We start from the raw sequence: 24,085 nt of genomic DNA, 5'->3' as shown, positions 1-24,085 counted from the left end.
GTCTTGACCCCCGTTTCCCGCAGACGTGAAACTTGTCACGGTTCACTTCCGCAGGAAATCCGATGCCGGAGCCCTGGCTCTATCCCCCGCCCGACCATCCAGTCCGCCGCTTTCTCAGGGCGATCCTGGACATCGGCGCGCACCCCGACGACGACGACGAAGCCAGCATCAGGAAAATCCGCCTGAACCTGGCCAGCGTGCTTTTTGCCACCGCAGCCCTGGTCTGGCTGGCGGGGAATCTGCTCGTGGACGGCAACCCGATGGCGCTCGCCGTCGCGGCGGTGCCCGTGCTCGCCGGGATCGACCTGCTGCTTTTCATGCGGCACCGGCGCGGCGGCCTGTACGGCCCGCTGCAGCTGGGCCTGATGCTGACCTTCCCCTTTGCGGCCCAGGCGTTCCTCGGGCCGACGCCGGCCACCGCCGGGCTGCCCGTGTGGGCCATCCTCGCGCCCACCGCCGGCCTGCTGTGTCTCGGGGGAAAAGGGTCCGCGCCGTGGTTTGGTGGCTTTGTCGCAATCACGCTCGCCGCCGGCGCCCTGCTGCCGACGACCGCCCAGCCCTCCGCCCTCGCCCTGGCCTGCCACGTGACGCTCGTGGCCACCGTGATCTACGTCCAGCTGCGCTTTGCGATGGGCCAGCGCAACAAGACCCGCGAACGCCTCGCCGACGCCCACCGCCAGCTACGCCTCGCCCAGGAGCGCTCCGAGCGCCTGCTGCTGAACATCCTGCCGGCCCCCATCGCCGCCCGCCTCAAGGACAACACCAGCACCATCGCCGACGGCCACCCGGAGGTAGTGGTGATGTTCGCCGACATCGTGGATTACACCCGCATCGCCAGCGGCATGACGCCCAAGGCGGTCTTCGAGATGCTCAACCGGATCTTCTGCCGCTTCGACGAGCTGTGCGAACAGCACGGCCTCGAACGCATCAAGACCATCGGCGACGGCTACATGGTGGCCGGCGGGCTGCACGCCCACCCGATCGAACCCCACGCGGCGATGGCCACCCTGGCCCTCGACATGCAGGCCACCCTGCGCAACCACGACTTCACCGACGGGCTCGAACTCGAGGTGCGCATCGGCATCGCCTCCGGCCCGGTGGTGGGAGGTGTGGTGGGCCGCGCCAAGTTCATCTACGACCTGTGGGGCGACACCGTCAATCTCGCCTTCCGCCTGTGCACCGAGGGCGAGCCCAGCACCATCCAGTGCGACAGCCGCGCGTTCGAACGCCTGCACGGCGCCTTCGCCTTCGCCAAGCCAATCCTCCTGATGCTCAAGGGCAAGGGCTACGTGCCGGTGTATCGCCTGCAGGGCCCGCGGATCTTCGCCGCGCCGGCGGCGACGGTCATCCAGCCGACGCGGGCCACCTGAGGCCATTGGCATTCACCGGCAAGCCGATCTGCATTAGAATACCCGTACTGTATCAATAGACATTGCCTTGCACGCGCCGTGCAGGGCTGCTCACGGGAGGCTAAATGAAGGTTCGGCAACAGGGCTTCACCCTGGTTGAAATCGCGGTCGTGCTGGTGATCATCGGGTTGCTGCTCGGCGGCATCCTGAAAGGGCAGGAGCTCATCAACAGCGCCAAGGTGAAGAACGTCATCGGCGATTTCCGCAACACCGCCACCTACATCTACGCCTACCAGGACCGCTTCCGCGCCCTGCCGGGCGACGACGCCGGTGTCGCCAATCGGCTGGCCGGCGCGGTGCGCGCCACCACCGGCGGCACCTCCGGCAACGGGCGGATCGACGGCGCCTGGAACTCCATCACCGCCACCGACGAAACCGTGCTCTTCTGGCAGCACGTGCGCCTTGCCAACCTGGCCAGCGGCGACAGCCGCAACCCAGGCGCCGAAGGCGTGGTGATCGCCGACTGGGTGCCCCGCAATGCCTTCAGCGGGCGCATCGGCATCACCAGCACCAGCCCGCTCACAGGCTGGGGCGGGAGCTTCTTCATCTGCCAGGAAAACCTGGCCGGCACCTTTGCCCGGCAGGTGGATATCGCGATGGACGACGGCCTGCCCAACACCGGCACCGTCCGCCTGCTGTCGAGCGGCGCGGCTGTAGCCCAAGCCGATCTCAACGACGCGACGGTCTATACCGTGTGCGCCGCCTACTGAGGCTCAGACGCCCTTCAGCAGCCGGGTCTCGGCGCTGGATATCTGCGACGGCGTGCCCAGCAGCACCAGCACGTCTTCCAGCTCAAGCCGCGTCTCGGGTACCGGGTCGACCACCCGGATGCGCTGACGCCGCACCGCGGTGATCTCCACGCCCAGCTCCTTCAGGCGCAGCTCGGCGAGGCTCTTGCCGATCCCGTAGGCGCCGGCCTCGAGCGGCACCGAATGCAGACGCACCTGCTGGCGCTCCTCGAGGGATTCCTCATGCAGGTGCTCGCCGCCCCGGTAGATGCCGCGCAGCAGGTGGTAGCGCTCGGCGCGGATCTCGCGGATGCGCTTGAGGATGCGCGGCAGCGGGATCCCCACCAGGGCCAGCGCGTGGGAAGCCAGCATCAGCGACGACTCCACCGATTCCGGCACCACCTCGGCGGCACCAGCCTCCTGCAGCTTCTCCAGATCCCGCTCGTCGGCGGTGCGCACCACCACCGGCACGTCCGGCCGGCAGGCCCGGACCATGCTCATCGCCCGCAGCGCTGCGTCGGTATCGGCATAGGTGATGACCACCACCGACGCCCGGGCGATGCCCGCCGCCATCAGCGTCTCGCGCTTGGCCGCATCGCCGAACACCACCGTCTCGCCCGCCGCGGCGGCCTCACGCACCCGCTCTGGGTCGAGATCCAGCGCGATGTAGGTGATGCCCTCCTGCTCCAGCAGGCGCCCGAGATACTGGCCGTTCCGGCCGAAGCCGCACAGGATCGCGTGCTTGTCCACGAACATCGACTGGGTGGCGATGCTGGTGAGCTGCAGCGAGCGGCTCATCCACTCCGACGGCACCAGACGCAGCACGATCTTCTCGCTGGCCTGCACGATCAGCGGCGCCAGCAGCATCGACAGCACCAGCGCCGCCACCACCACCTGCGACAACGCCGCAGGCAGCAGCCTGGCCTCGTCAATCTGCGACAACAGCACAAAACCGAACTCGCCCCCCGCGCAGAGCCACAGGCCGGTACGCGCCGCGGTGCCCTGGGGGCTGCCCAGCAGGCGCGACGCCGCCCCGGCGATCAGGAACTTGCCCACCAGCAGCGCCGCCAGCATGGCCAGCACCGCTGGCAGGCTGAGGATGATCTGCCCCACGTCGAGGAACATCCCCACCGTGACGAAGAACAGCCCCAGCAGCACGTCGCGGAAAGGCTTGATGTCTTCTTCCACGTGGTAGCGGTATTCGGTCTCGGAGATCAGCATCCCCGCCAGGAAAGCCCCCAGCGCCAGCGACAGCCCGACGATCTCGGTCAGCCACGCCAGCCCGAGGGTGATCAGCAGCACGTTGAGCATGAACAGCTCGGCCGACTTCTGGCGCGCCACGTAGAAGAACCACGTCCGCATCACCCGCTGGCCGAAGAACAGCACCAGCGAAAGCAGCGCCACCGCCTTGGCCGTCGCCAGCGCAAGGGTTTCGAACAGCGCATCGGCCGGCCCCGACAACGCAGGGATCAGGATCAAGAGCGGCACCACCGCCAGATCCTGGAACAGCAGCACGCCGATGGTCTCGCGGCCCTGCCTGGAATCCAGCTCGAGGCGATCCGACAGCAGCTTCGAGAGGATCGCCGTGGACGACATCGCCAGCGTGCCGCCCAGCGCAAAGCCCGCCCCCCAGCCCAGCCCGCCGAGGCGCCCCGCGATCATCGCAAGCACGATGGACGCCAGCACCTGCATCGCGCCCAAGCCGAACACGATGCGCTTCATGCTGTACAGCCGCGGCAGCGAGAACTCCAGCCCGATGGTGAACATCAGGAACACCACCCCGAACTCGGCGAGGTAACGCGCCCCGCCGGTGTCCGGCATCAGGTTCATGGCGTGGGGCCCGACGGCCGCACCGACCATCAGGTAACCGAGCACCGGCGGCAGGTTGAGCGACCGGAAGATTCCGACCACCAGCACTGCGCCGGCAAGAAGGGCGAGCACAAGCTCGAGGGTATTGACCATGGAAGGCAGCAAGGGGCGCCCGGGACGGGCGGAATAGTCGATCTGATATACTCCTGAGCCCGATTATACCCACGCCGCCCATGAGCTCCGCCCCGAATCCCGCTGCGCACGACCGCGTCCTCGCCCTTGCCCGCCGCGTCCTCGAGATCGAGGCCGAAGCCGTACACGCGCTCGCCGACCAGCTGGGCCCGGAATTCGTCAAGGCCGTCGACCTGATCCTCGCCTCCAGCGGCCGGGTCATCGTGTCGGGCGTCGGCAAGTCGGGCCACATCGGGCGCAAGTTCGCCGCCACCCTCGCCAGCACGGGCACGCCTGCGTATTTCGTGCACGCTGCCGAGGCAGCCCACGGCGACCTGGGCATGATCACCGCCAACGACGTGCTGATCGCCCTGTCCTACTCCGGCTCCGGCGAAGAACTCCTCAAGATCGTCCCCCTCGTCAAGCGCCAGGGCGCCCGGCTGATCGCCATCACCGGCAACCCGGATTCGCCCCTCGCCCGCGAGGCGGACGTGCATCTCAACGGCGCGGTGAAGGAAGAGGCCTGCCCCCTCAACCTGGCCCCGACCGCCAGCACCACCGCCAGCCTGGCCCTGTCCGACGCCCTCGCGGTGGCGCTGCTCGACGCCCGCGGCTTTGGCGCCGACGACTTCGCCCGCTCGCACCCCGGCGGCGCCCTCGGCCGACGCCTGCTCACCCACGTCTCCGACGTGATGCGCAGCGGCACCGCCATTCCGCAGGTCACCGAAGACGCGCTGCTGGCCGACGCGCTGATGGAAATGACCCGCGCCGGCATGGGCATGACCGCCATCGTCGACGCCGACTCGCGCATCGTCGGCATCTACACCGACGGCGACCTGCGTCGCTCCCTCGCCAGCGGCTGCAACTTCACCACCGCCCGCGTGGCCGACGTGATGAGCCGCGGCCCGCGCACCATCCACCCCGAAGCCCTCGCCGTCGAGGCCGCCGAGATGATGGAAACCCGGCGCATCAGCCAGTTGCTGGTGGCGGATGCCGCCGGCCGCCTGATCGGCGCCCTCAACCATCACGACCTGATGCTCGCCAAGGTCATCTGATGGCAGCCTCAACCCACACTTCGCGGAGCGCCCGATGAACGGCCGGGGCCACAGCCTCTTCCCCCTCGTGGTGCTGACCCTCCTCGCCGGCGTCTCGGTGTGGCTCGACCGGGTCACCCAGCAGCCGGCCGTCGCACGGGCCGAAAAAGCGCACGAGGCCGACTTCTCCGCCGACAAGCTCACTGTCCGCCGCTTCGACCTCACCGGCAAGATCCAGTACGTGCTGGTGGCCGACCGGATGGTCCACTACGCCGACGACGAAACCACTGAACTCGTCCGCCCGCGCCTCAACTACCTCAACCGGCCCGAGCCGGTGTGGGTCGAATCCAACTTCGCCCGTGTCAACAAGGACGGCGACGCCGTCGTCCTCACCGACAACGTCTTCGTCCGCCGCGACGCCACCGCCGGCAAGCCCGAATCCACCCTCCGCACCGAGGAAATGACCGTCTGGCCCGACGACGAGAAGATGCGCTCCGACAAACCCGTGGTCCTCACCCAGGGCAAGACGGTGATCAACGCCCAGCGCATGGAAAGCGACAACATCGTCGGCGAGGTCCGTCTGCAGGGCCAGGTCCGCGGCACCATCTACCGAAACACCCCGACGCCGAAACCATGAAACCATTCTTCCGGCTGCACGCCCATCTCGCCCCCCTCATCGCCATCGCCACCCTCGCGCTGGCCGCTCCCGCCCACGCCGAAAAGGCCGACCGTGGCAAGCCGGTCAACATCGAGGCCGACAAGGTGACGGTGGACGACAAGAACAAGATCCACATCTTCGAAGGCCACGTCGTGCTCACCCAGGGCACCCTCACCATCCGCAGCGACAAGCTGGTGGTGAGCCAGGATCAGGAAGGCTACCAGCGAGGCATCGCCACCGGCGGCGACGGCGGCCTCGCCCGCTTCCGCCAGAAGCGCGAGGGCAAGAACGAGTGGGTCGACGGCGAAGGCGAGCGCATCGAACACGACGCCCGCAGCGAGCTCTCCCAGTTCTTCCTCCGCGCCCGCGTGAAGAGCGGCGAGGACGAAGTGCGCGGCCAGTACATCCAGTTCAACGGCGTCACCGAAACCTACCTGGTCACCAACGGCCCCAACGCCACCACCCTGCCCAGCCAGCAGGGTCGCGTGCAGGTCACCATCCAGCCCAAGAAGAAGGACGGCGCAACCAACCCATAATGGGCATGATGCGACGCAAAGCCGCAGCCCTCAACGGTCTTCGGGTGGTTTCGGAAAATCCGTACAACTGTTTGATTGCAAAAGAATTGCAACACCACAAAGATTATGGTGCATCGCAACAAATAGTTGTTGACAGCTCTCCCGCTCTGAATATAATGGACTCCATTGCTGCGACGCACAAAGAGGCGTCGGATGATTTCAGGTAATAGATCCACATTCACTTAAGGAGATTGACATGACCACCCCCGAACAAATCGTTGCTGCCAACAAGGCTAACGTCGAAACCCTGCTGACCCTGGCCAACACCGCCTTCGCCAGCGCCGAGCGCATCGCTGCCCTCAACCTGAACACCGCCCGCGCTGTTCTGGAAGACTCCGTTGCCGCCGCCAAGACCCTGCTGGGCGCCAAGGATGCTCAAGAGCTGCTGGCTCTGCAGACCTCCCTGGCCCAGCCGGTTGTCGAGAAGGCCGTTGCCTACTCCCGCAGCATCTACGAAATCGCTTCCCAGACCCAGGAAGAAGTTTCCAAGCTGTTCGAAGCTCAAGTTGCTGAAGCCAACAAGACCTTCGCCGCCGCCCTCGACAAGGCTGCCAAGTCCGCTCCCGCCGGTTCCGACGTCGCCGTGGCTGCTGTCAAGTCCGCCATCGCCGCCGCCAACTCCGCCTACGACAGCGTGACCAAGGCTGCCAAGCAAGTCGCCGAGATCGCCGAAGCCAACGTGGCTGCCGCGACCAACGCCACCGTCAAGGCCGTCAGCACCACCGCTCCCGCCAAGTCCTCCAAGAAGGCTGCCTAATCTGGCCAGCTGACTGGAAGCGGACGCCCCGCGCGTCCGCCTGACAGGCACAGAAAAGCCCGCCCTGCTTCGGCAGCGCGGGCTTTTTTGCGTCCACCGTCATCGCCCGGCGTGTCAATTTCGCGGGAAGGCATCACGGCATGGATGCAGAGCGGCGGGATACGTGATATTTTTCTCAGGTTGTGAAATCGCATTTCAGAAAGCGCATTTTGCAAGCGCGCCGGACCATCGAGGCTTGCGCAGGGCTGTCGTCAAAATAATCCAATACTGAGGGAAGACAAATGGCTACTGGGAAATCGAAGATCATCTACACGCTCACGGACGAAGCCCCGCTGCTCGCAACGTGCGCATTTCTTCCCATCATCCGGACCTTCACCGGCCCGGCGGGCATCGAGATCGAGAAGGCTGACATCTCCGTCTCTGCCCGCGTGCTCGCCGAGTTCTCCGAATGCCTGAGCGACGAGCAGAAGGTTCCCGACACCCTCGGCGCACTGGGCAAGAAGACCCTCGAGCCGGACGCCAACATCATCAAGCTGCCGAACATCAGCGCCTCCGTCGCCCAGCTCAAGGCCTGTGTGAAGGAGCTTCAGGCCAAGGGCTACCCGATCCCCGACTACCCCGAAGCCCCGGCCACCGAAGAAGAGAAGGCCATCGCCGCCCGCTACGGCAAGTGCCTGGGCTCGGCCGTGAACCCGGTGCTGCGTGAAGGCAACTCCGACCGCCGCGCGCCCCTCGCCGTCAAGAACTACGCCCGCAAGAACCCCCACTCCATGGGCGAGTGGAAGCCCTGGTCGCGCACCCACGTGTCGCACATGCACAACGGCGACTTCTACCACGGCGAAAAGTCCATGACCCTGGACAAGGCCCGCAACGTGCGCATGGAGCTCATCGCCAAGGGCGGCAAGATCACAGTGCTCAAGCCGAAGGTCGCGCTGCTCGAAGGCGAGATCATCGACTCGATGTTCATGAGCAAGAAGGCCCTGTGCAAGTTCTACGAGGACCAGCTGGAAGACTGCCGTGAGTCCGGCATCCTGTTCTCGCTGCACGTGAAGGCGACGATGATGAAGATCTCGCACCCGATCGTGTTCGGCCACTGCGTGCGCATCTTCTACAAGGAAGCCTTCGAGAAGCACGAAGCGCTGTTCAACGAGCTGGGCATCAACGTCAACAACGGCATGGTTGACCTGTACGAAAAGATCAAGACCCTGCCGGAATCCAAGCGCGACGAGATCATCCGCGACCTGCACGCCTGCCAGGAACACCGTCCGAAGCTGGCGATGGTCGACTCCGCCAAGGGCATCACCAACTTCCACTCCCCCAACGACGTGATCGTCGATGCCTCCATGCCGGCGATGATCCGCCAGGGCGGCAAGATGTGGGGTGCCGATGGCAAGCCGGCTGACTGCAAGGCCGTGATGCCGGAATCGACCTTCGCCCGGATCTACCAGGAGATGATCAACTTCTGCAAGACCAACGGCAACTTCGACCCGAAGACCATGGGCACCGTGCCGAACGTCGGCCTGATGGCCCAGAAGGCCGAAGAATACGGTTCCCACGACAAGACCTTCGAGATCGCCGAAGACGGCATCGCCAACATCGTCGACATCGACACCGGTGAAGTGCTGCTCACCCAGAACGTCGAAGCCGGCGACATCTGGCGCATGTGCCAGGTGAAGGACGCCCCGATCCGCGACTGGGTCAAGCTGGCCGTCACCCGTGCCCGCAACTCCAACACCCCGGCCGTGTTCTGGCTGGATTCCTACCGCCCGCACGAAGCCGAGCTGATCAAGAAGGTCCAGACCTACCTGAAGGATCACGACACCAGCGGCCTCGAGATCTACATCATGTCCCAGGTCCGCGCCATGCGCTTCACCCTGGAGCGCGTGATCCGCGGCCTCGACACCATCTCCGTCACCGGCAACATCCTGCGCGACTACCTCACCGACCTGTTCCCGATCATGGAACTGGGCACCTCCGCCAAGATGCTGTCCATCGTCCCGCTGATGGCTGGCGGCGGCATGTACGAAACCGGTGCCGGCGGCTCCGCGCCGAAGCACGTCCAGCAGCTCACCGAAGAAAACCACCTGCGCTGGGATTCCCTGGGCGAGTTCCTGGCTCTGGCCGTGTCGCTGGAAGACCTGGGCCTCAAGGAAGGCAACAAGCGCGCCGTGCTGCTCGCCAAGACCCTCGACGCCGCTACCGGCAAGCTGCTCGACAACCGCAAGTCGCCGTCTCCGAAGACCGGTGAGCTCGACAACCGCGGCTCCCAGTTCTACCTGGCCATGTTCTGGGCCCAGGAACTGGCGAACCAGACCGAGGACGCCGAGCTGGCCGCTCACTTCGCCAAGCTGGCCAAGGCCCTCACCGACAGCGAACAGCAGATCGTTGCCGAGCTGAAGACCGTCCAGGGCAAGGCCGTGGATATCGGTGGCTACTACAAGGCCGATTCCGACAAGTGCAAGGCCGTGATGCGTCCGAGCCCGACCCTGAACGCCGCCCTGAAGGCTGCCCGGGTGTAAGGAAAGCCTGGCCCGCCTGCACGGGGGCCAGTAAAAACGGGGGTGTGCCGGCAACGGCCCACCCCCGTTTTTTGTTGCATCGACCCAAAGCCCGGCATTCGCCGGGCTTTGGGCATGCGGCCGATCAGTCGGGCACGCTCACGGTACCTGCCGCGTAACCGATCACGTCGGCGGCAGCCGGGCTGGTGGCGATCGGCGGCACATTGCTGGCGCTGATCGCCGGCGCGCTGCCGGCCGTGCCGCCCCGCGGCGTGGTGTGCACCACCTGGGATGCCGGCAGCGGCGCGCCGGTCTTCAGGTGGGCGTACATCAGGTCGAGGGCCTGATTGAAGTACACGTGCAGCGGCACGATCCGGCTGTCGTAGCCCGGCAGCAGATCGATGAAGGTGTCGAAGTGCTGGGCGTTGGTCACCTCGTAGTAGCGCAGCAGGCTGCTGCCGGCCTTCTGGCTGGCGCCGTAGTAGGCCCGGGCAGCATGATTGACCGGAATCAGCGTGTCGGAGCGACCGGCCACGATGATCGTCGGCTTGGCGCCGAGCTTCGCCTCGACCTGCACTTCGCGGATGCCCTTCTGGACCTTCTCGGACAGAGCCAGCTGGGTGCCGGTGAGCTTGGCACCCGTCACCGGATCGAGACCGGTAACCATCGCCCGGGCGCACAGGGCGCCGTCGAGCGCACCGTCGGCCCGGTTGGTGGAGGGCGACTTGGCGTTGATGTCCCGGGTCGGGCCGCCCACTGCGTCGTTGTAGACGAGGTTGATGCCGCTGGTGGGCGGTACGCCGTTGCCCACCGAGAAGATCATCGACTGGATGACCGCTGCAGTGGCCGTCACCGCGCCCGTACCGCTCGTGGTGGCGAAGCTGAAGCCGCACACGTTGTCGAGCACGCTGAAACGCCCGAGGGTGTTGAGGTAGGTGACGACGATGGACGGGGTGGCAAAGGCGTGGTGGGTGGCGTGGAGCACGTCGTGCTCGGCGGCCCAGCCGTAGGCGTGGAGCTTCTGCAGCGCCTCGTCGGCCTGACCGGCGAGGGTGGCAGCGGTGAGCAGGCCCTTTTCCTTCAGCGAGGTGCAGCGGTCGGTGGCATAGAAGGCCAGCGCGGCGCCGGCTGGCCCTCCGGCGGCGGCCGACGACAGCGCGGCGCAGGGCTGGTAGAGGTTGGCGTAGGTGAAGTAATCCAGGAGCGGCTTGCCGATGGTGGGCACGGTGGCCGAGCCCTGCTTGATCGTGATGCCCGAGACGTCCTTCGGCTGGATCTGCGGCTCACTCACCGCCACGCCGTCGATCAGGCCGAGGCGGTCCTGCTCGGCGGCCATCAGCGCGGCGCCGGCGCCGTTTGAGGCCGACGAGGCGATCACCACGGTGTTGACGGGGCGGATGACGCGCGGCTTCTTGCCGCTGGCATCGGCGGTCGAGTACTTCTCGTTGAGCACGTAGAAAGCGAAGGCGACCGCATCCAGCGTGTTGCGGCCCCAGTCCTTCTCGGGGTTCTGCTGGGAGTGGGCGTGCTTGTAGGCGATGCGGTTGGGGTAAGCGGCGTTGAAGGCGTCGAGCTGGCTCTTGGTGATGTCGGCAGCAAAGTGGGCCTTCTTGCCGGCAGCCGACGCCGTCGACACCGTGCCGTCGATCATGTTCACCGTGTCGCGGGCCAGGTCGTGCATGCCGTTGCCGCTGCCCTTGTCGGTGTAGGCCACCGCGCAGCCGTGCTTGAGGCCCCATTCGCCCGAGGTGCCGATGGCGCCGTAGATGCCGCGGGAGCCGGACGAGGTGGCGGTGACGATGCAGGGTTTGGTCCGGTCGAAGCTGTCGGGCACCTGGACCATCAGCGTGACCTTGCGCTTGCCGCTGGAATCGCCCGAGTAGGCGATGGCCTCGAGCCCGGGGATCTTGCCTTCGCCCAGGGTGTCGTTGCCATTCACGTCGATGTTGGGGCCATAGAGCGTGCCGAAACCACCGGCCGCCTTGTTGGCGTCCAACAGCGCCCGGTAGTTGGTGTGGATGGCATAGCGGCGCAGTTCGGCGGCGCTGCCGAAGATCGCGGTGGTGGCGGCGGAGAGGCCGCTCTTGCCGTAGCCGGCGGTGAGCAGGTCGTCGGAGACGCCGTCGTAGGTCTTGGTGGTGTAGGTGTCGGCCCAGACGTGCTCGGGCATCACGTTGTAGGTGCCGAAACCGCCGCCGCTCGGGCGGGCATCGACCAGGGTGAGCAGGCGGTCCATCTCGTCGCCTTCGGCCTCGGCGGTGCCCGGCGTGAAGCGCGCGCTGCGCAGGCTTTCGGGGCGCTTGCCGAGTTCGGCTTCGAGGGCGTCGAGGAGGCGGGAGTCCGCATTGGCGACGGCGGTGTTGCTCACCGACTTGAAGCTACCGGCGGCGAAGGCGGCCTGCAGGTCGGCCGTGGTCGTGGCGCCAAGCGCCAGCAGGGCGACGCTGTTGGTGGCGTTGTTGATGTTGGCCGACTTGCCACGGTCGTCCTCGGTGACGAGCGCATGCCAGACGCCCTTGGTGCCGGTGACCTGGAGCATCAGCGGATAGCTGAGGCCGGACGTGTCGAAGACGTAGTTGCCGCTGGCGTCGGTGGTGACGCTGCGCGTCGCGCCGGTGGCGTCCTTGATGGTGACGACGGCGTTGGCGATGGCCAGGCCTTCGGCGGCGATGCCGCTCACGCTGTGGTTGCTGCTGCCACCACCGCCGCAGGCGGCGAGGATCAGGGTGCTGCTGACAGCCAGGGCAATTGCCCGCATGCGAATCCGGTGTTCCATGGGTCTCCTCCGATTATGGTTTCGGGTTGGCGTCGCTTGGGCGACGTCCGCCTTTCATGTTGGGACCATCGGGAGGAGGATGACACTGGGGTTTACCTGAATCAGCCCAAAAAAAACCGCCGGCATGACCGGCGGAAGCATTGGGGCCGACTGAACTGCTCGGCTCAGATCATCCCGCAGGCGCGCTGTCGTCGGCGTAAAGGTGCGAGAAGCGCAGCTCCTGGGGATAGGGGTAGAAATCCTCCACGTAGCCATTGCGGATCTTCTGCTGGGCGTCCTGCCAGAAGCGCGGGTCGAGCAGGTTGCGGTGATGCTTGAGAAAAGCCTTGCGGATGCGCGCCTGGCCGAGCAGGAAGGTGGCGAACTCTTCCGGGAAGATGTCCATCGGCCCCGCCGAATACCAGGGCTCGCCGGACATCTCCATGTCCTCGTTGGGCGCCGGCGGAATCTTGCGGAAGTTGCAGTCGGTCATGTATTCGATCTCGTCGTAGTCATAGAACACGACGCGGCCGTAGCGGGTGACACCGAAGTTCTTCCAAAGCATGTCGCCCGGGAAGATGTTGGCGATGGCGAGCTCGCCGATGGCCTGGCCGTATTCCTTGACGGCCTCTTCCACCTGTTCCTCGCTGGCCTTGTCGAGGTAGATGTTGAGGGGCGTCATGCGCCGCTCGATGTAGAGGTGCTTGACCACCAGCGTATCGCCGACCTCCTCGATCACCGAGGGCGCCAGCTCGCGCAGCTGGGCGATGAGATCGGGGTGGAAGCGGCTGCGGGGTAGCGCCACGTTGGAGAACTCCAGCGTGTCAGCCATCCGCCCGACCCGGTCCACCTGGCGCACCAGCAGATACTTGCGTTTCACGGTGGCCCGGTCCATGTTCTTCGAGCTGCCGAAGGTGTCCTTGATGATCTTGAACACGTAGGGATACGACGGCAGCGTGAACACCAGCATCACCAGACCGCGGATGCCCGGCGCCTCGATGAACTGGTCGTTGGAATGGCGCAGATGGGCAATGAGATCCCGGAAGAAGATCGTCTTGCCCTGCTTGCCCAGGCCCAGCATGGTGTAAAGCTCGGAGCGCGGCTTGTGGGGCATGATGCTGCGCAGGAACTGCACGTAGCCCGAGGGCACCTCCATGTCGACGAGGAAGTACGCGCGGGAGAGCGAGAACAGCAGCGAGATCCGCCAGGTGTCGAGGAGGATGGTGTCGAGGTAGAGCATCCCCGACGCGCCGTGGCGCACGGCGATCACGAAGGGATATTCCTGGTAGCCGTTGATGGCCTTGCCGATGATGTAGGCCGTCTTGTTGCGGTAGAAGGCCGAGTACAGCACCTGGATCTGGCAGTTCACCTCCATCTTCGGCCACTCGCCCAGGTGGCGCTCGACGGTGCGCATCACGTAGTCCACGTCCCGGTCGAGATCCTCGAAGGCGCGCTGCCAGTCGAAGTCCTCGATGACCCGGCGGATCGTCACCCGGAGGCCTTCATCCTGGGGGTAGTAGCTCGAATAGGTGGGCGGAAAGGACTCGATGTAGTCCGTCGAGATCGCCGGGCGGGTGAAGATGTAGGCGTTGTTGAAGTAATCCCGGTGCAGGATCTTGGTGGTCACCGAGTTGAAGAAGGTCTCGGCGAGCTCCGGCTGCTTGTGGTTGATGAGCAGGCCGATGAACTGCAGCTTCGCCGCCTGCCAGGTGGCGTCGTCGATGGATTCGGCGTTGAACTCCTCGTGCAGGCGCTGCACCGTCTCATTCACCCGGTCGTCGTAGAACTGCACCCGGTCGCGCACCGCCGAAAGCTGCCCCTGCCAGTCGGCCGCCTCGTAGCTCTCCTTGGCGCGGCGGGATGTCTCGCGAAAGATCCGGTAGTGCTTGTTGAAGCCCTCGACCATGGCGTGCGCGATGGCCTGGGCAACCGGGTTCTCGGTGGCGCTGCTATCCATCTTCGTTCCCCTCGAACAATGCGCGATGCGCTCGTTTCCGGCGATGACCCGCCGCATGTAACCAGCGAGTCTAGCACCGCCGTTCTGCCCGCGCCCGTCTGCCGGAATGCCGCACTGCACAAGGATTTCCGGGAATTATTGGGTGCTTTTGGTGGTCAGATATTTCGGCCATAATCGGCTCGGTTTGCCTCCACCGGACCCGGCAACGGGGTTTGGTCCAGACGGAGGCAGATAGTGAATCGGCTGTCGCAGGGCCTCCCCGGCAGCGACGTTTGCACCCAGAACAGAAGTCGCGCGTGGCACGCTCCACGCCCCGGCCGATTCGCCCACACATCCGAAACATTGCGAGGGAATTGGAATGAGTTCTTCTCTGATCAAGGTGCCGGCAGGCGGTCAAAAAATCGTCTCCGGCCAGGCTACCCCCGACAATCCCATCATCCCGTACATCGAGGGTGACGGCATCGGCATCGACATCACCCCGGTGATGATCAAGGTCATCGACGCTGCGGTTGAAAAGGCTTACGGCGGCAAGAAGAAGATTCACTGGATGGAGGTCTACGCCGGCGAGAAATCCACCCAGCTGTACGGCCCCGACGAATGGTTCCCGAAGGAAACCTTCGACGCCCTCAAGGAATACTCGGTATCCATCAAGGGCCCGATGACCACGCCGGTCGGCGGCGGCATCCGCTCGCTCAACGTGGCCCTGCGCCAGGAGCTCGATCTTTACCAGTGCGTGCGCCCGGTGCAGTACTTCAAGGGCGTGCCCTCGCCGCTCAAGCGGCCAGACCTGGTGAACATGGTGATCTTCCGTGAGAACACCGAGGACATCTACGCCGGCGTCGAATGGGCGGCCGAATCCGAGGCGGTGAAGAAGGTCATCAAGTTCCTCACCGAGGAGATGGGCGTCAAGAAGATCCGCTTCCCGGAAACCTCCGGCATCGGCATCAAGCCGGTGTCCATCGAGGGCACCACCCGCCTGGTGCGCGCGGCCATCAAGTACGCGATCGACAACGACCGCAAGTCGGTGACCATCGTGCACAAGGGCAACATCATGAAGTTCACCGAAGGCCTGTTCCGTGACACCGGCTACAAGGTGGCCCAGCAGGAATTCGGCGCCGAGCCGATCGACGGCGGCCCGTGGTGCAAGTTCACGAACCCCAAGACCGGCCGAGAGATCATCGTCAAGGACGCCATCGCCGACGCCTTCCTGCAGCAGATCCTGCTGCGCCCGGCCGAATACGACGTGATCGCCACCTGCAACCTCAACGGCGACTACATCTCCGACGCGCTGGCCGCGCAGGTGGGCGGCATCGGCATCGCGCCGGGGGCCAACATCTCCGACCAGTACGCCTGCTTCGAAGCCACCCACGGCACCGCGCCCAAGTACGCCGGCCTCGACAAGGTCAACCCGGGGTCGATCATCCTCTCCGCCGAGATGATGCTGCGCCACCTGGGCTGGACCGAAGCCGCCGACCTGGTCATCAAGGCAATGGAAGCCGCCATCGGCGACAAGATCGTCACCTACGACTTCGCTCGCCTGATGGAAGGCGCCACCGAAGTGTCGTGCTCCGAGTTCGGCGACGCGATGATCGAACGCATGTAAATCCTGTCCGCCGGCGGCAGCGCCGGCACAAAGCAAAAGCCCCCTCCGCATCGAGGGGGCTTTTTGCGTGTAGCGATCCGGGAAGGTGCGTTTCAGCCCCAGCCCGACTCCTGCACCCAGGGGCCAGCCCCGGCTGCCAGCGCATCGCGGATGTAAGGCACGGTTGCTTCCGGCAGCGCATCCGGCGCGCACCAGCGCAGGTCGTCGCAGCGATGGGGCTCGGCGATCACCGGCTCGCCCTGCCAGACGGACGCCCGCAAGAAGAAGTCGATCCGGTTGGTGTCCGAGCGCCGATGCACGACGCCCACCACCGACAGCGCCGACTCGGCGAGCTCGACGCCCAGCTCCTCGCGCATCTCGCGCACGGCGGTTGCACGCAGGGATTCGCCCTCCTCCACATGCCCTCCGGGCAGGCTGTAGAGGCCATCGAAGAAACCCGTTCCGGCGCGGCGCATCAGCAGCACCAGACCGCCCCGCTCCAGCAGGACATGCACGCCGGTGGGGATGCCGGGGTGACGCATCAGTGCTTGCCCGTGCTGCCGAAACCGCCTTCGCCGCGCTCGCTCTCGTCGAAGGATTCGACCACGTTGAAGGCCACCTGCAGCACCGGCACCACCACCAGCTGGGCGACGCGCTCCATCGGCTGGATGGTGAAGTGGTCGTGGCCACGGTTCCAGACCGACACGAAGATCTGGCCCTGATAATCCGAATCGATCAGGCCAACCAGGTTGCCCAGCACGATGCCGTGCTTGTGGCCCAGGCCCGAGCGCGGCAGGATCATCGCCGCCAGGCCCGGATCGGCCAGGTGGATGGCGATGCCGGTGGGCACCAGCGTGGTGTGGCCCGGCGCCAGATTGATCGGCGCCTCCAGGCAGGCGCGCAGGTCCAGCCCGGCTGCGCCAGAAGTGGCGTAGGCCGGCGGCTGCTGCTTGAGGCGGTCGTCGAGGATGCGGATGTCGATGCGGTGCATGGTCGTCTCGTTCGGTTGGATTCAGGACTTGGGCAGCAGGCCCGCCAGATGGGCCACGACGGCGCGGGCAACTTCAGGTTTGGGCGCCCGCGGCAGCGGGTGGCGGCCGGCGTCGTCGAAGAGCACCACCTGATTGTCGTCGCCGCCCAGGCCGTCCTGCACCAGGTTGCCGACGATCAGCGGCAGCTTCTTGGCCTTGCGCTTGCCTTCGGCGTACTGGTCGAGGTTCTGGCTCTCGGCGGCAAAACCCACGCAGAACGGCGGATTCGGCAGCCCGGCCACATCGGCCAGGATGTCCGGGTTCGGCGTGAGGGTGATCGCCATCTCGGCGCCGGATTTCTTGATCTTGTGCTCGGCCGAGGTGGCCGGCCGGTAATCCGCCACCGCCGCCACGCCGATGAACACGTCGGCGCCGGGCAGCGCGGCGAACACCGCCTCGCGCATTTCCAGCGCACTCTTCACGCTCACCCGCGAACACCCCGCCGGCACCGGCAGCGCCACCGGTCCGCTCACGATCGTCACGTCGGCGCCGGCCTGGGCGCAGGCCCGGGCGAGGCCGTAGGCCATCTTGCCGGAACTGGAGTTGGTGATGCCGCGTACCGGATCGATGGGCTCGAAGGTCGGCCCGGCGGTCATCACGATGCGCCGTCCCGCCAGCAGCTTGGGCTGGAAGAAGCCGATCACGGCCTCGCAGAGTTCCTCCGGCTCCAGCATCCGGCCCAGGCCCACTTCGCCGCAGGCCTGCTCGCCGGCCGCGGGCCCGAACAGCGTCACGCCGTCGTCAGCCAGCTGGCGCGCGTTGCGCTGGGTCGCCGGGTGCTCCCACATCTGGCGGTTCATCGCCGGCGCCACCAGCAGCGGGCAGTCGCGGGCAAGGCACAAGGTGGTGAGCAGGTCGTCGGCGAGGCCATGCACCAGCTTGGCCATCACGTCGGCCGTAGCCGGCGCAATGAGGATCGCGTCGGCGTCACGGGTGAGGTCGATGTGGGCCATGTTGTTGCCCATCCGCGGATCCCACAGATCCGTCCACACCGGGTTGCCCGACAGCGCCTGAAAGGTGACCGCCGTGACGAAGCGCGCGCCGCCTTCGGTGAGCACCACATGCACATCCGCGCCGGCCTTGCCCAGCAAACGCACCAGTTCGGCCGCCTTGTAGGCCGCCACCCCGCCGGTCACGCCCAGCACCAGTTTCCTGCCCTTCAGCTCGCTCATGCCAATGTTATAATCCGCATCTTTCGGAAGCTGGAATTGTACACGCCATGGCAATCACCGACTGGCCTGCCGACGAACGTCCGCGAGAACGCCTGCTATCCCGAGGCGCCGCCGCGCTCTCCGACGCCGAACTCCTGGCGCTGTTCCTGCGCGTGGGCATCAAGGGCAAGAGCGCCGTGGATCTCGCCCGTGACCTGCTCACCGAGTTCGGCAGCCTGACCGCCCTGTGCAGCGCATCGCCCGGCGCCTTCTCGGCGATCCCCGGCATGGGTCTCGCCAAGTATGCCCAGCTGCAGGCCGTGCTCGAGCTCGCCCGCCGCGCCCTGGGCGAGGAGATGGCCCAACGCGATGTGTTCGACTCCCCCGCCGCGGTGCGCGACTGGCTGCGTCTCAAGCTCGGCCGGTTGCCCCGCGAAGTCTTCCTGGTGATCCTGCTCGACAGCCAGAACCGGGTCATCGGCAGCGAGGAGCTCTTCCAGGGCACCCTAGCCCAGACCTCCGTCCATCCCCGGGAAGTGGTCAAACTGGTGCTCGCCCACAACGCTGCGGCGGTCATCCTGGCCCACAACCATCCATCGGGTGTCGGCGAGCCCAGCCAGGCCGATCGGCTCCTCACCGACACCCTCAAACAGGCGCTCGCGCTTGTGGACGTGCGGGTCTTGGACCACTTCATCGTCGCCGGCAATGCCAGTCCGGTATCCTTCGCAGAGCGCGGCCTGCTCTAGGTTTCAAGGGCCTGAACGGGCTTTCCGCACGAAAAACGCGGCAAGCTCTTGATTCAAGCGAAGTTCGTCCTCTATAATCGACGGTCTTACCGAATCAAACCAGTTTGGAGCAACAAATGGCTCGCGTTTGCCAAGTGACCGGAAAAGCACCGATGGTGGGCAACAACGTTTCCCACGCGAATAACAAAACCAAGCGCCGCTTCCTGCCGAACCTGCAAAACCGCAAGTTCTGGAGCGAAGCCGAGAACCGCTGGGTGCGCCTGCGCGTATCCAACGCTGCCCTGCGCACCATTGACAAAAAAGGCATCGACGAAGTCGTCGCTGAGCTTCGCGCTCGCGGCGAAAAGGTCTGATCCTTTTAACACCAGGAGATAGATCGAAATGGCAAAAGGCGGCCGCGAAAAGATCAAGCTCGAGTCCACCGCTGGGACCGGGCATTTCTACACCACGTCCAAGAACAAGCGCACCACCCCCAACAAGCTGGAATTCAGCAAGTACGACCCCGTTGCCCGCAAGCACGTGCCGTACAAGGAAGTGAAACTCAAGTAATTGCTTCCGGCACGCGATTACCGCTTGTTGCACTGCAAAACAAACAACCCGCTTCGAGCGGGTTTTTTGTTGCCTGTCGAAAGCGCAGACTCACCACACCACAGGCAACGCGTCTCGCGCCGGCGCCCCAGCTAATCCGGCACCACAAAACAGAACCGCCGGCACATTTGCATGTGCCGGCGGTCGTGGATCACAACTCCAGGGCCAGGCCCCGAAAGTCGCGAAGATCAGGCGCGTTGAATGTTCGACGCTTGCTTGCCCTTCGGACCTTGCGTGACCTCAAACTGAACCTTCTCCCCCTCCTTGAGCGACTTGAACCCAGCCATGGTGATGGCGGAGAAGTGCGCAAACAGGTCTTCGCTACCGTCGTCCGGCGTGATGAAGCCGAAGCCCTTGGCGTCGTTGAACCACTTAACAGTACCAGTTGCCATATTGCAAGTTCCTTCTTGATTTCAGTAATACACGATCCGGACTTCCGGCTTGCGATCGGTCAGGACGGGGAGGTCTCCTGCGCCAGGCCTTCAAAGACATCCCTTTGAAAGCACGCCGCACGAACGCCGCCTCAACCTTGGCGCGAACACACCTCAACTTTTACGTGACTTGATTCGCGTCGTCAACGCATTTGTCGGGCATTAAATTTGCTGCAACACAGCAAAAAACAGCGCATTTTTTGGCGTTTTTTCTGACAAAAAAGACAAAAGTCTTATTTTTTCATCACTTATTGTTTTCTTGCAGCGCACCAAAAACGACCCGATGCACCACCGAGAAGCGGACCGGGAAAGTGTGCCAATTCTCTCTTGCACAATCATCGAGGTTGTTTAGAATGAGTCGCATGGTCATCAAAAAGCAGGAAGAATCGGTACTTGAGTCAGAGGTCACGCGGGTCAAACCGCCGCCCCTCTACAAGGTCATGCTCCTCAACGACGATTTCACCCCGATGGATTTCGTGGTGACCGTGATTCAGAAATTCTTTGCCATGGACCGCGAACAAGCGACGCGGGTCATGCTCAAAGTCCACAGAGAGGGCGTTGGGGTATGCGGTGTTTTCCCACGGGACATCGCAGCCACCAAGGTCGAGCAGGTCATCGCGTACGCACGTCGGCATCAGCATCCGCTGGCATGCGTCATGGAGGAAAGCTGAAATGATCGCGCAAGAGCTGGAAGTCAGTCTGCACATGGCCTTTGTCGAAGCACGGCAGAAGCGCCATGAGTTCATCACCGTCGAGCATCTTCTGCTCGCGCTCCTCGACAATCCCTCCGCGGCCGAAGTGCTGCGCGCCTGCGCGGCCAAGACTGACGAACTGCGCAAAGAATTGACCAATTTCGTCAACGAGCACACGCCCAAGGTCGAAGGTACCGAAGACATCGACACTCAGCCGACGCTCGGTTTCCAGCGGGTGATCCAGCGGGCGATCCTCCACGTCCAGTCCTCCGGCAAGAAGGAAGTCACCGGCGCCAACGTGCTGGTCGCCATCTTCGGCGAGAAGGATTCCCACGCGGTCTACTTCCTGCAGCGGCAGAACATCTCCCGCCTCGACGTGGTGAACTTCATCTCCCACGGCATCACCAAGAGCCCGCAGCCGGGTGCCGGCCCGCAGCCGCGTCCGGCCTCGGGTGATTCCGAGCAGGGCGAGCAGGAGCCGGAAGCCACGACGCCCGGCGGCGCCCTCGACAACTACACCCAGAACCTCAACCAGCAGGCCCTGCTGGGCAAGATCGACCCGCTCATCGGCCGCGACAAGGAAGTCGAGCGCGTCATCCAGACCCTCTGCCGTCGCCGCAAGAACAACCCGCTGCTGGTGGGTGAAGCCGGCGTGGGCAAGACCGCCATCGCCGAAGGCCTGGCCCGCCGGATCGTCGAAGGCCGCGTGCCCGACATCCTGACCGATGCGCAGGTCTACGCCCTCGACATGGGCGCCCTGCTCGCCGGCACCAAGTATCGCGGCGACTTCGAGCAGCGCCTGAAGGCCGTGCTCAAGCAGCTGGTCGAGCACAACAACGCGATCCTCTTCATCGACGAGATCCACACTCTGATCGGCGCTGGCGCCGCGTCGGGTGGCACGCTCGACGCCTCCAACCTGCTCAAGCCGGCCCTGTCGTCCGGCCAGCTCAAGTGCATCGGCGCCACCACCTACACCGAGTTCCGCCAGATCTTCGAGAAGGATCACGCCCTGTCGCGGCGCTTCCAGAAGGTCGATGTGGTGGAGCCGTCGGTGGATGAAACCGTCGAGATCCTCAAGGGCCTCAAGTCGCGCTTCGAGCAGCACCACGGCATCAAGTATTCGTCGTCGGCCCTGTCGAGCGCCGCCGAGCTGTCGGCCCGCTACATCAACGACCGTCACCTGCCCGACAAGGCGATCGACGTGATCGACGAAGCCGGCGCCGCCCAGCGCATCCTGCCCAAGTCGCGCCAGAAGAAGCTCATCGGCAAGACCGAGATTGAGGAAATCGTCGCCAAGATCGCCCGCATCCCGCCGCGCAACGTCTCCAACGACGACCGCGCCGCCCTCAAGACCCTCGACCGCGATCTGAAGAACGTGGTCTTCGGCCAGGACGCCGCCATCGACGCGCTGGCCAAGGCCATCAAGATGTCCCGCTCCGGCCTCGGCAATCCGCAGAAGCCGATCGGTGCCTTCCTGTTCAGCGGCCCCACCGGTGTCGGCAAGACCGAAGTCGCCCGCCAGCTCGCCTACACGCTGGGCATTGAGCTCGTGCGCTTCGACATGTCCGAATACATGGAACGTCACGCGGTGTCGCGACTGATCGGTGCCCCTCCGGGCTACGTCGGTTTCGACCAGGGCGGCCTGCTGACCGAACAGGTCAACAAGAAGCCCCACTGCGTGCTGCTCCTCGACGAGATCGAGAAGGCCCATCCGGACATCTACAACATCCTGCTGCAGGTGATGGACCACGGCACGCTGACCGACAACAACGGTCGCCAGGCCGACTTCCGCAACACCATCCTCATCATGACCACCAACGCGGGCGCCGAGAGCATGCAGAAATCGGTGATCGGCTTCTCGGCCAAACGCGAGATGGGCGATGAGATGGCGGAGATCAAGCGCCTGTTCTCGCCGGAGTTCCGCAACCGTCTCGATGGCACGATCTCGTTCAAGTCCCTCGACTCCGAGATCATCGTCCGGGTGGTGGACAAATTCCTGATGCAGCTCGAAGCCCAGCTCCACGAGAAGAAGGTCGAAGCCCACTTCACCGACAAGCTCAAGACCTGGCTCGGCCAGAAGGGTTTCGATCCGCTGATGGGCGCCCGCCCCATGGCGCGGCTGATCCAGGACACGATCCGCTCGGCGCTGGCCGACGAGCTCCTGTTCGGCCGGCTGGCCGGCGGCGGCAGCGTCACCATCGACATCGACGACAACGGCAAGGCGCTCCTGCTGTTCGAGGAAATGGCGGAAGCTACGGTATAGTCTCGCCGCGCGCGTCGCACACAACCCACGGGCGGCCCATGCCGCCCGTGTGCTTTTGTGGGCCGCGATCTCCCTTCCCATCCTGATTCTCACGGAGTTGCCATGGATTTCCAGACCACCGATCTTTGTGATGCCAACGAAGGCAAGGTGCGCGCCGTCGCGCCGATGTTCCGCAGCTTTGGCGGCAAGACCCGCTTTGCCGGCCCGATCCGCACCCTCAAGGTCTTCGAGGACAACTCGCTGGTCCGCAGCACCCTCGAAACCGCCGGCAACGGCGCCGTGCTGGTGGTCGACGGCGGCGGCTCGATGCGCTGCGCGATGGTCGGCGACCAGCTTGCGCTCCTGGGCGTCAAGAACAACTGGGCCGGCATCGTCGTCTATGGCTGCATCCGCGATTCCGGCCCGATCGCCGGCATGGGCATCGGCGTGTTCGCCCTCGGCACCCACCCCATGAAGAGCGTCAAGAAAGGCGCCGGCGACGTGGACATCCCGGTCACCTTTGGCGGGGTCACCTTCACGCCGGGCGAGTACATCTACGCGGACGAAGACGGCGTGATCGTCTCGGCGACTGCACTGCTGTAAACCTGCCCGCACAATAAAAAACGACGCGGCGCAGCGAATTTTCATTTCACTGGCGCCGACGCCGTTTCACGATATAAAAAACAAACAACAAGACACTGATTAGCAACAAGAATTTATTTCTTATGTCTTATATAAGACTTGTTGCTGCCATGCAAAATCCTGCCTATACTGTCTCCTGTTGATCGAGGTTCCGGAAACGCTGTTTCAGCCAGACCGACCCCGCTCAAGCAGAGCAAGAGTTACGCAACGCCGCCACCCAAAGCAGGTTAAGCGTGCGCCTCGGCTTCCCCTCCCTTCACCCTATGTTTGTAAAGGATGTCGTATGTCTCTGACCCGCGAACAGCAAATCGCCGCCCTCGAAAAAGACTGGGCTGAAAACCCCCGCTGGAAGGGCGTCAAGCGCGGCTACACCGCTGCTGACGTCGTCCGTCTGCGTGGCTCCCTGCAGCCCGAATACACCCTGGCCCAGCGCGGCGCCAAGGTTCTGTGGGACAAGGTCAACGGCGGCGCCAAGAAGGGCTACGTGAATGCCTTCGGCGCGATCACCGCTGGTCAAGCCATGCAACAGGCCAAGGCTGGCCTGGAAGCCGTGTATCTGTCCGGCTGGCAGGTTGCCGCCGACGGCAACACCTCCGAAACCATGTACCCGGACCAGTCGCTGTACGCCT

The 24,085-nt window shown here is 64.8% G+C and carries 21 protein-coding genes and 1 pseudogene; 15 read left to right on the top strand and 7 right to left on the bottom strand.

Annotated features, from left to right (window positions below):
• Positions 1–62 precede the first annotated feature (62 nt).
• Positions 63–1,370: an adenylate/guanylate cyclase domain-containing protein gene (locus tag Q0672_RS17610; protein WP_298624335.1), complete on the top strand. Its 1,308-nt coding sequence runs from the start codon at positions 63–65 to the stop codon at positions 1,368–1,370.
• A 104-nt stretch (positions 1,371–1,474) separates the two neighbouring features.
• Positions 1,475–2,119, top strand: coding sequence for a prepilin-type N-terminal cleavage/methylation domain-containing protein (locus Q0672_RS17605; RefSeq protein ID WP_298624333.1), 645 nt, complete (start codon positions 1,475–1,477; stop codon positions 2,117–2,119).
• A gap of 3 nt (positions 2,120–2,122) precedes the next feature.
• On the opposite strand, the gene Q0672_RS17600 is transcribed toward Q0672_RS17605, so the two are convergent.
• Complete coding sequence (locus tag Q0672_RS17600) at positions 2,123–4,099, bottom strand: cation:proton antiporter (protein WP_298624331.1); 1,977 nt, start codon at positions 4,097–4,099, stop codon at positions 2,123–2,125.
• 80 nt (positions 4,100–4,179) lie between these two features.
• On the opposite strand from Q0672_RS17600, the gene Q0672_RS17595 reads away from it, so the two are divergent.
• From Q0672_RS17595 to Q0672_RS17575, 5 genes are all read left to right on the top strand, one after another.
• The gene (locus tag Q0672_RS17595) at positions 4,180–5,172 is read left to right on the top strand and encodes a KpsF/GutQ family sugar-phosphate isomerase (RefSeq protein ID WP_298624330.1); all 993 of its coding nucleotides are present in this window, start codon (positions 4,180–4,182) and stop codon (positions 5,170–5,172) included.
• A 34-nt stretch (positions 5,173–5,206) separates the two neighbouring features.
• Positions 5,207–5,788, top strand: coding sequence for an LPS export ABC transporter periplasmic protein LptC (lptC, locus tag Q0672_RS17590; protein WP_153161177.1), 582 nt, complete (start codon positions 5,207–5,209; stop codon positions 5,786–5,788).
• Complete coding sequence (gene lptA, locus Q0672_RS17585; protein ID WP_153161176.1) at positions 5,785–6,345, top strand: lipopolysaccharide transport periplasmic protein LptA; 561 nt, start codon at positions 5,785–5,787, stop codon at positions 6,343–6,345. The genes lptC and lptA overlap by 4 nt, the downstream gene beginning before the upstream one ends.
• Before the next feature lie 235 nt (positions 6,346–6,580).
• Positions 6,581–7,141, top strand: coding sequence for a phasin family protein (phaP, locus tag Q0672_RS17580; protein WP_298624329.1), 561 nt, complete (start codon positions 6,581–6,583; stop codon positions 7,139–7,141).
• A 281-nt stretch (positions 7,142–7,422) separates the two neighbouring features.
• Positions 7,423–9,660: an NADP-dependent isocitrate dehydrogenase gene (locus Q0672_RS17575; RefSeq protein WP_298624327.1), complete on the top strand. Its 2,238-nt coding sequence runs from the start codon at positions 7,423–7,425 to the stop codon at positions 9,658–9,660.
• A gap of 124 nt (positions 9,661–9,784) precedes the next feature.
• On the opposite strand, the gene Q0672_RS17570 is transcribed toward Q0672_RS17575, so the two are convergent.
• Together Q0672_RS17570 and aceK are read right to left on the bottom strand one after the other, a co-directional pair.
• Positions 9,785–12,415: a 3-hydroxybutyrate oligomer hydrolase family protein gene (locus Q0672_RS17570; protein WP_298624325.1), complete on the bottom strand. Its 2,631-nt coding sequence runs from the start codon at positions 12,413–12,415 to the stop codon at positions 9,785–9,787.
• A gap of 169 nt (positions 12,416–12,584) precedes the next feature.
• The gene (gene aceK, locus Q0672_RS17565; protein WP_298624323.1) at positions 12,585–14,351 is read right to left on the bottom strand and encodes a bifunctional isocitrate dehydrogenase kinase/phosphatase; all 1,767 of its coding nucleotides are present in this window, start codon (positions 14,349–14,351) and stop codon (positions 12,585–12,587) included.
• A gap of 358 nt (positions 14,352–14,709) precedes the next feature.
• Between aceK and icd the strand changes: the two genes are divergently transcribed.
• The gene (icd, locus tag Q0672_RS17560) at positions 14,710–15,954 is read left to right on the top strand and encodes an NADP-dependent isocitrate dehydrogenase (RefSeq protein ID WP_298624321.1); all 1,245 of its coding nucleotides are present in this window, start codon (positions 14,710–14,712) and stop codon (positions 15,952–15,954) included.
• A gap of 92 nt (positions 15,955–16,046) precedes the next feature.
• On the opposite strand, the gene Q0672_RS17555 is transcribed toward icd, so the two are convergent.
• Genes Q0672_RS17555 through coaBC form a run of 3 tightly spaced genes read right to left on the bottom strand, consistent with a single transcriptional unit; the run spans position 16,047 to position 18,136 of the window.
• The gene (locus tag Q0672_RS17555) at positions 16,047–16,475 is read right to left on the bottom strand and encodes an NUDIX domain-containing protein (RefSeq protein ID WP_298624319.1); all 429 of its coding nucleotides are present in this window, start codon (positions 16,473–16,475) and stop codon (positions 16,047–16,049) included.
• Positions 16,475–16,924 (bottom strand): dUTP diphosphatase, encoded by a 450-nt coding sequence (dut, locus tag Q0672_RS17550; protein ID WP_298624317.1) that lies wholly within the window; start codon positions 16,922–16,924, stop codon positions 16,475–16,477. Before dut ends, Q0672_RS17555 begins: the two co-directional genes overlap by 1 nt.
• A 21-nt stretch (positions 16,925–16,945) precedes the next feature.
• On the bottom strand, positions 16,946–18,136 hold the full coding sequence (gene coaBC / locus Q0672_RS17545) for a bifunctional phosphopantothenoylcysteine decarboxylase/phosphopantothenate--cysteine ligase CoaBC (protein ID WP_298624315.1): 1,191 nt from the start codon (positions 18,134–18,136) through the stop codon (positions 16,946–16,948).
• Positions 18,137–18,183: 47 nt separating this feature from the next.
• Between coaBC and radC the strand changes: the two genes are divergently transcribed.
• The 3 genes from radC to rpmG all read left to right on the top strand — a co-directional run bounded on the left by radC (position 18,184) and on the right by rpmG (position 19,410).
• A complete protein-coding gene (gene radC, locus Q0672_RS17540; protein ID WP_153161168.1) occupies positions 18,184–18,861 on the top strand; it encodes a DNA repair protein RadC in 678 nt (225 codons plus the stop codon).
• A gap of 116 nt (positions 18,862–18,977) precedes the next feature.
• Positions 18,978–19,214 (top strand): 50S ribosomal protein L28, encoded by a 237-nt coding sequence (rpmB, locus tag Q0672_RS17535; protein WP_153161167.1) that lies wholly within the window; start codon positions 18,978–18,980, stop codon positions 19,212–19,214.
• A 28-nt stretch (positions 19,215–19,242) separates the two neighbouring features.
• A complete protein-coding gene (rpmG, locus tag Q0672_RS17530) occupies positions 19,243–19,410 on the top strand; it encodes a 50S ribosomal protein L33 (RefSeq protein WP_153161166.1) in 168 nt (55 codons plus the stop codon).
• Positions 19,411–19,637: 227 nt separating this feature from the next.
• Here rpmG and Q0672_RS17525 read toward each other — a convergent pair whose 3' ends face one another.
• Positions 19,638–19,841 (bottom strand): cold-shock protein, encoded by a 204-nt coding sequence (locus tag Q0672_RS17525; protein WP_153161165.1) that lies wholly within the window; start codon positions 19,839–19,841, stop codon positions 19,638–19,640.
• A 401-nt stretch (positions 19,842–20,242) separates the two neighbouring features.
• Between Q0672_RS17525 and clpS the strand changes: the two genes are divergently transcribed.
• The 4 genes and pseudogenes from clpS to Q0672_RS17505 form a co-directional block, all read left to right on the top strand.
• Positions 20,243–20,551, top strand: coding sequence for an ATP-dependent Clp protease adapter ClpS (gene clpS, locus Q0672_RS17520; RefSeq protein WP_153161164.1), 309 nt, complete (start codon positions 20,243–20,245; stop codon positions 20,549–20,551).
• A 1-nt stretch (position 20,552) separates the two neighbouring features.
• Positions 20,553–22,835 (top strand): ATP-dependent Clp protease ATP-binding subunit ClpA, encoded by a 2,283-nt coding sequence (clpA, locus tag Q0672_RS17515; protein WP_153161163.1) that lies wholly within the window; start codon positions 20,553–20,555, stop codon positions 22,833–22,835.
• Between the two features lie 102 nt (positions 22,836–22,937).
• Positions 22,938–23,417, top strand: a complete 480-nt coding sequence (gene rraA, locus Q0672_RS17510; protein ID WP_298624310.1) for a ribonuclease E activity regulator RraA — start codon at positions 22,938–22,940, stop codon at positions 23,415–23,417.
• 322 nt (positions 23,418–23,739) lie between these two features.
• A pseudogene (locus tag Q0672_RS17505) lies at positions 23,740–24,085 on the top strand (isocitrate lyase); the annotation flags it as partial.

The organism is uncultured Zoogloea sp. (assembly GCF_937894855.1).
In the GTDB taxonomy this organism is placed as follows: Bacteria; Pseudomonadota; Gammaproteobacteria; order Burkholderiales; family Rhodocyclaceae; genus Zoogloea; species Zoogloea oryzae.
This window is presented reverse-complemented; position numbering and strand designations above follow the sequence as displayed.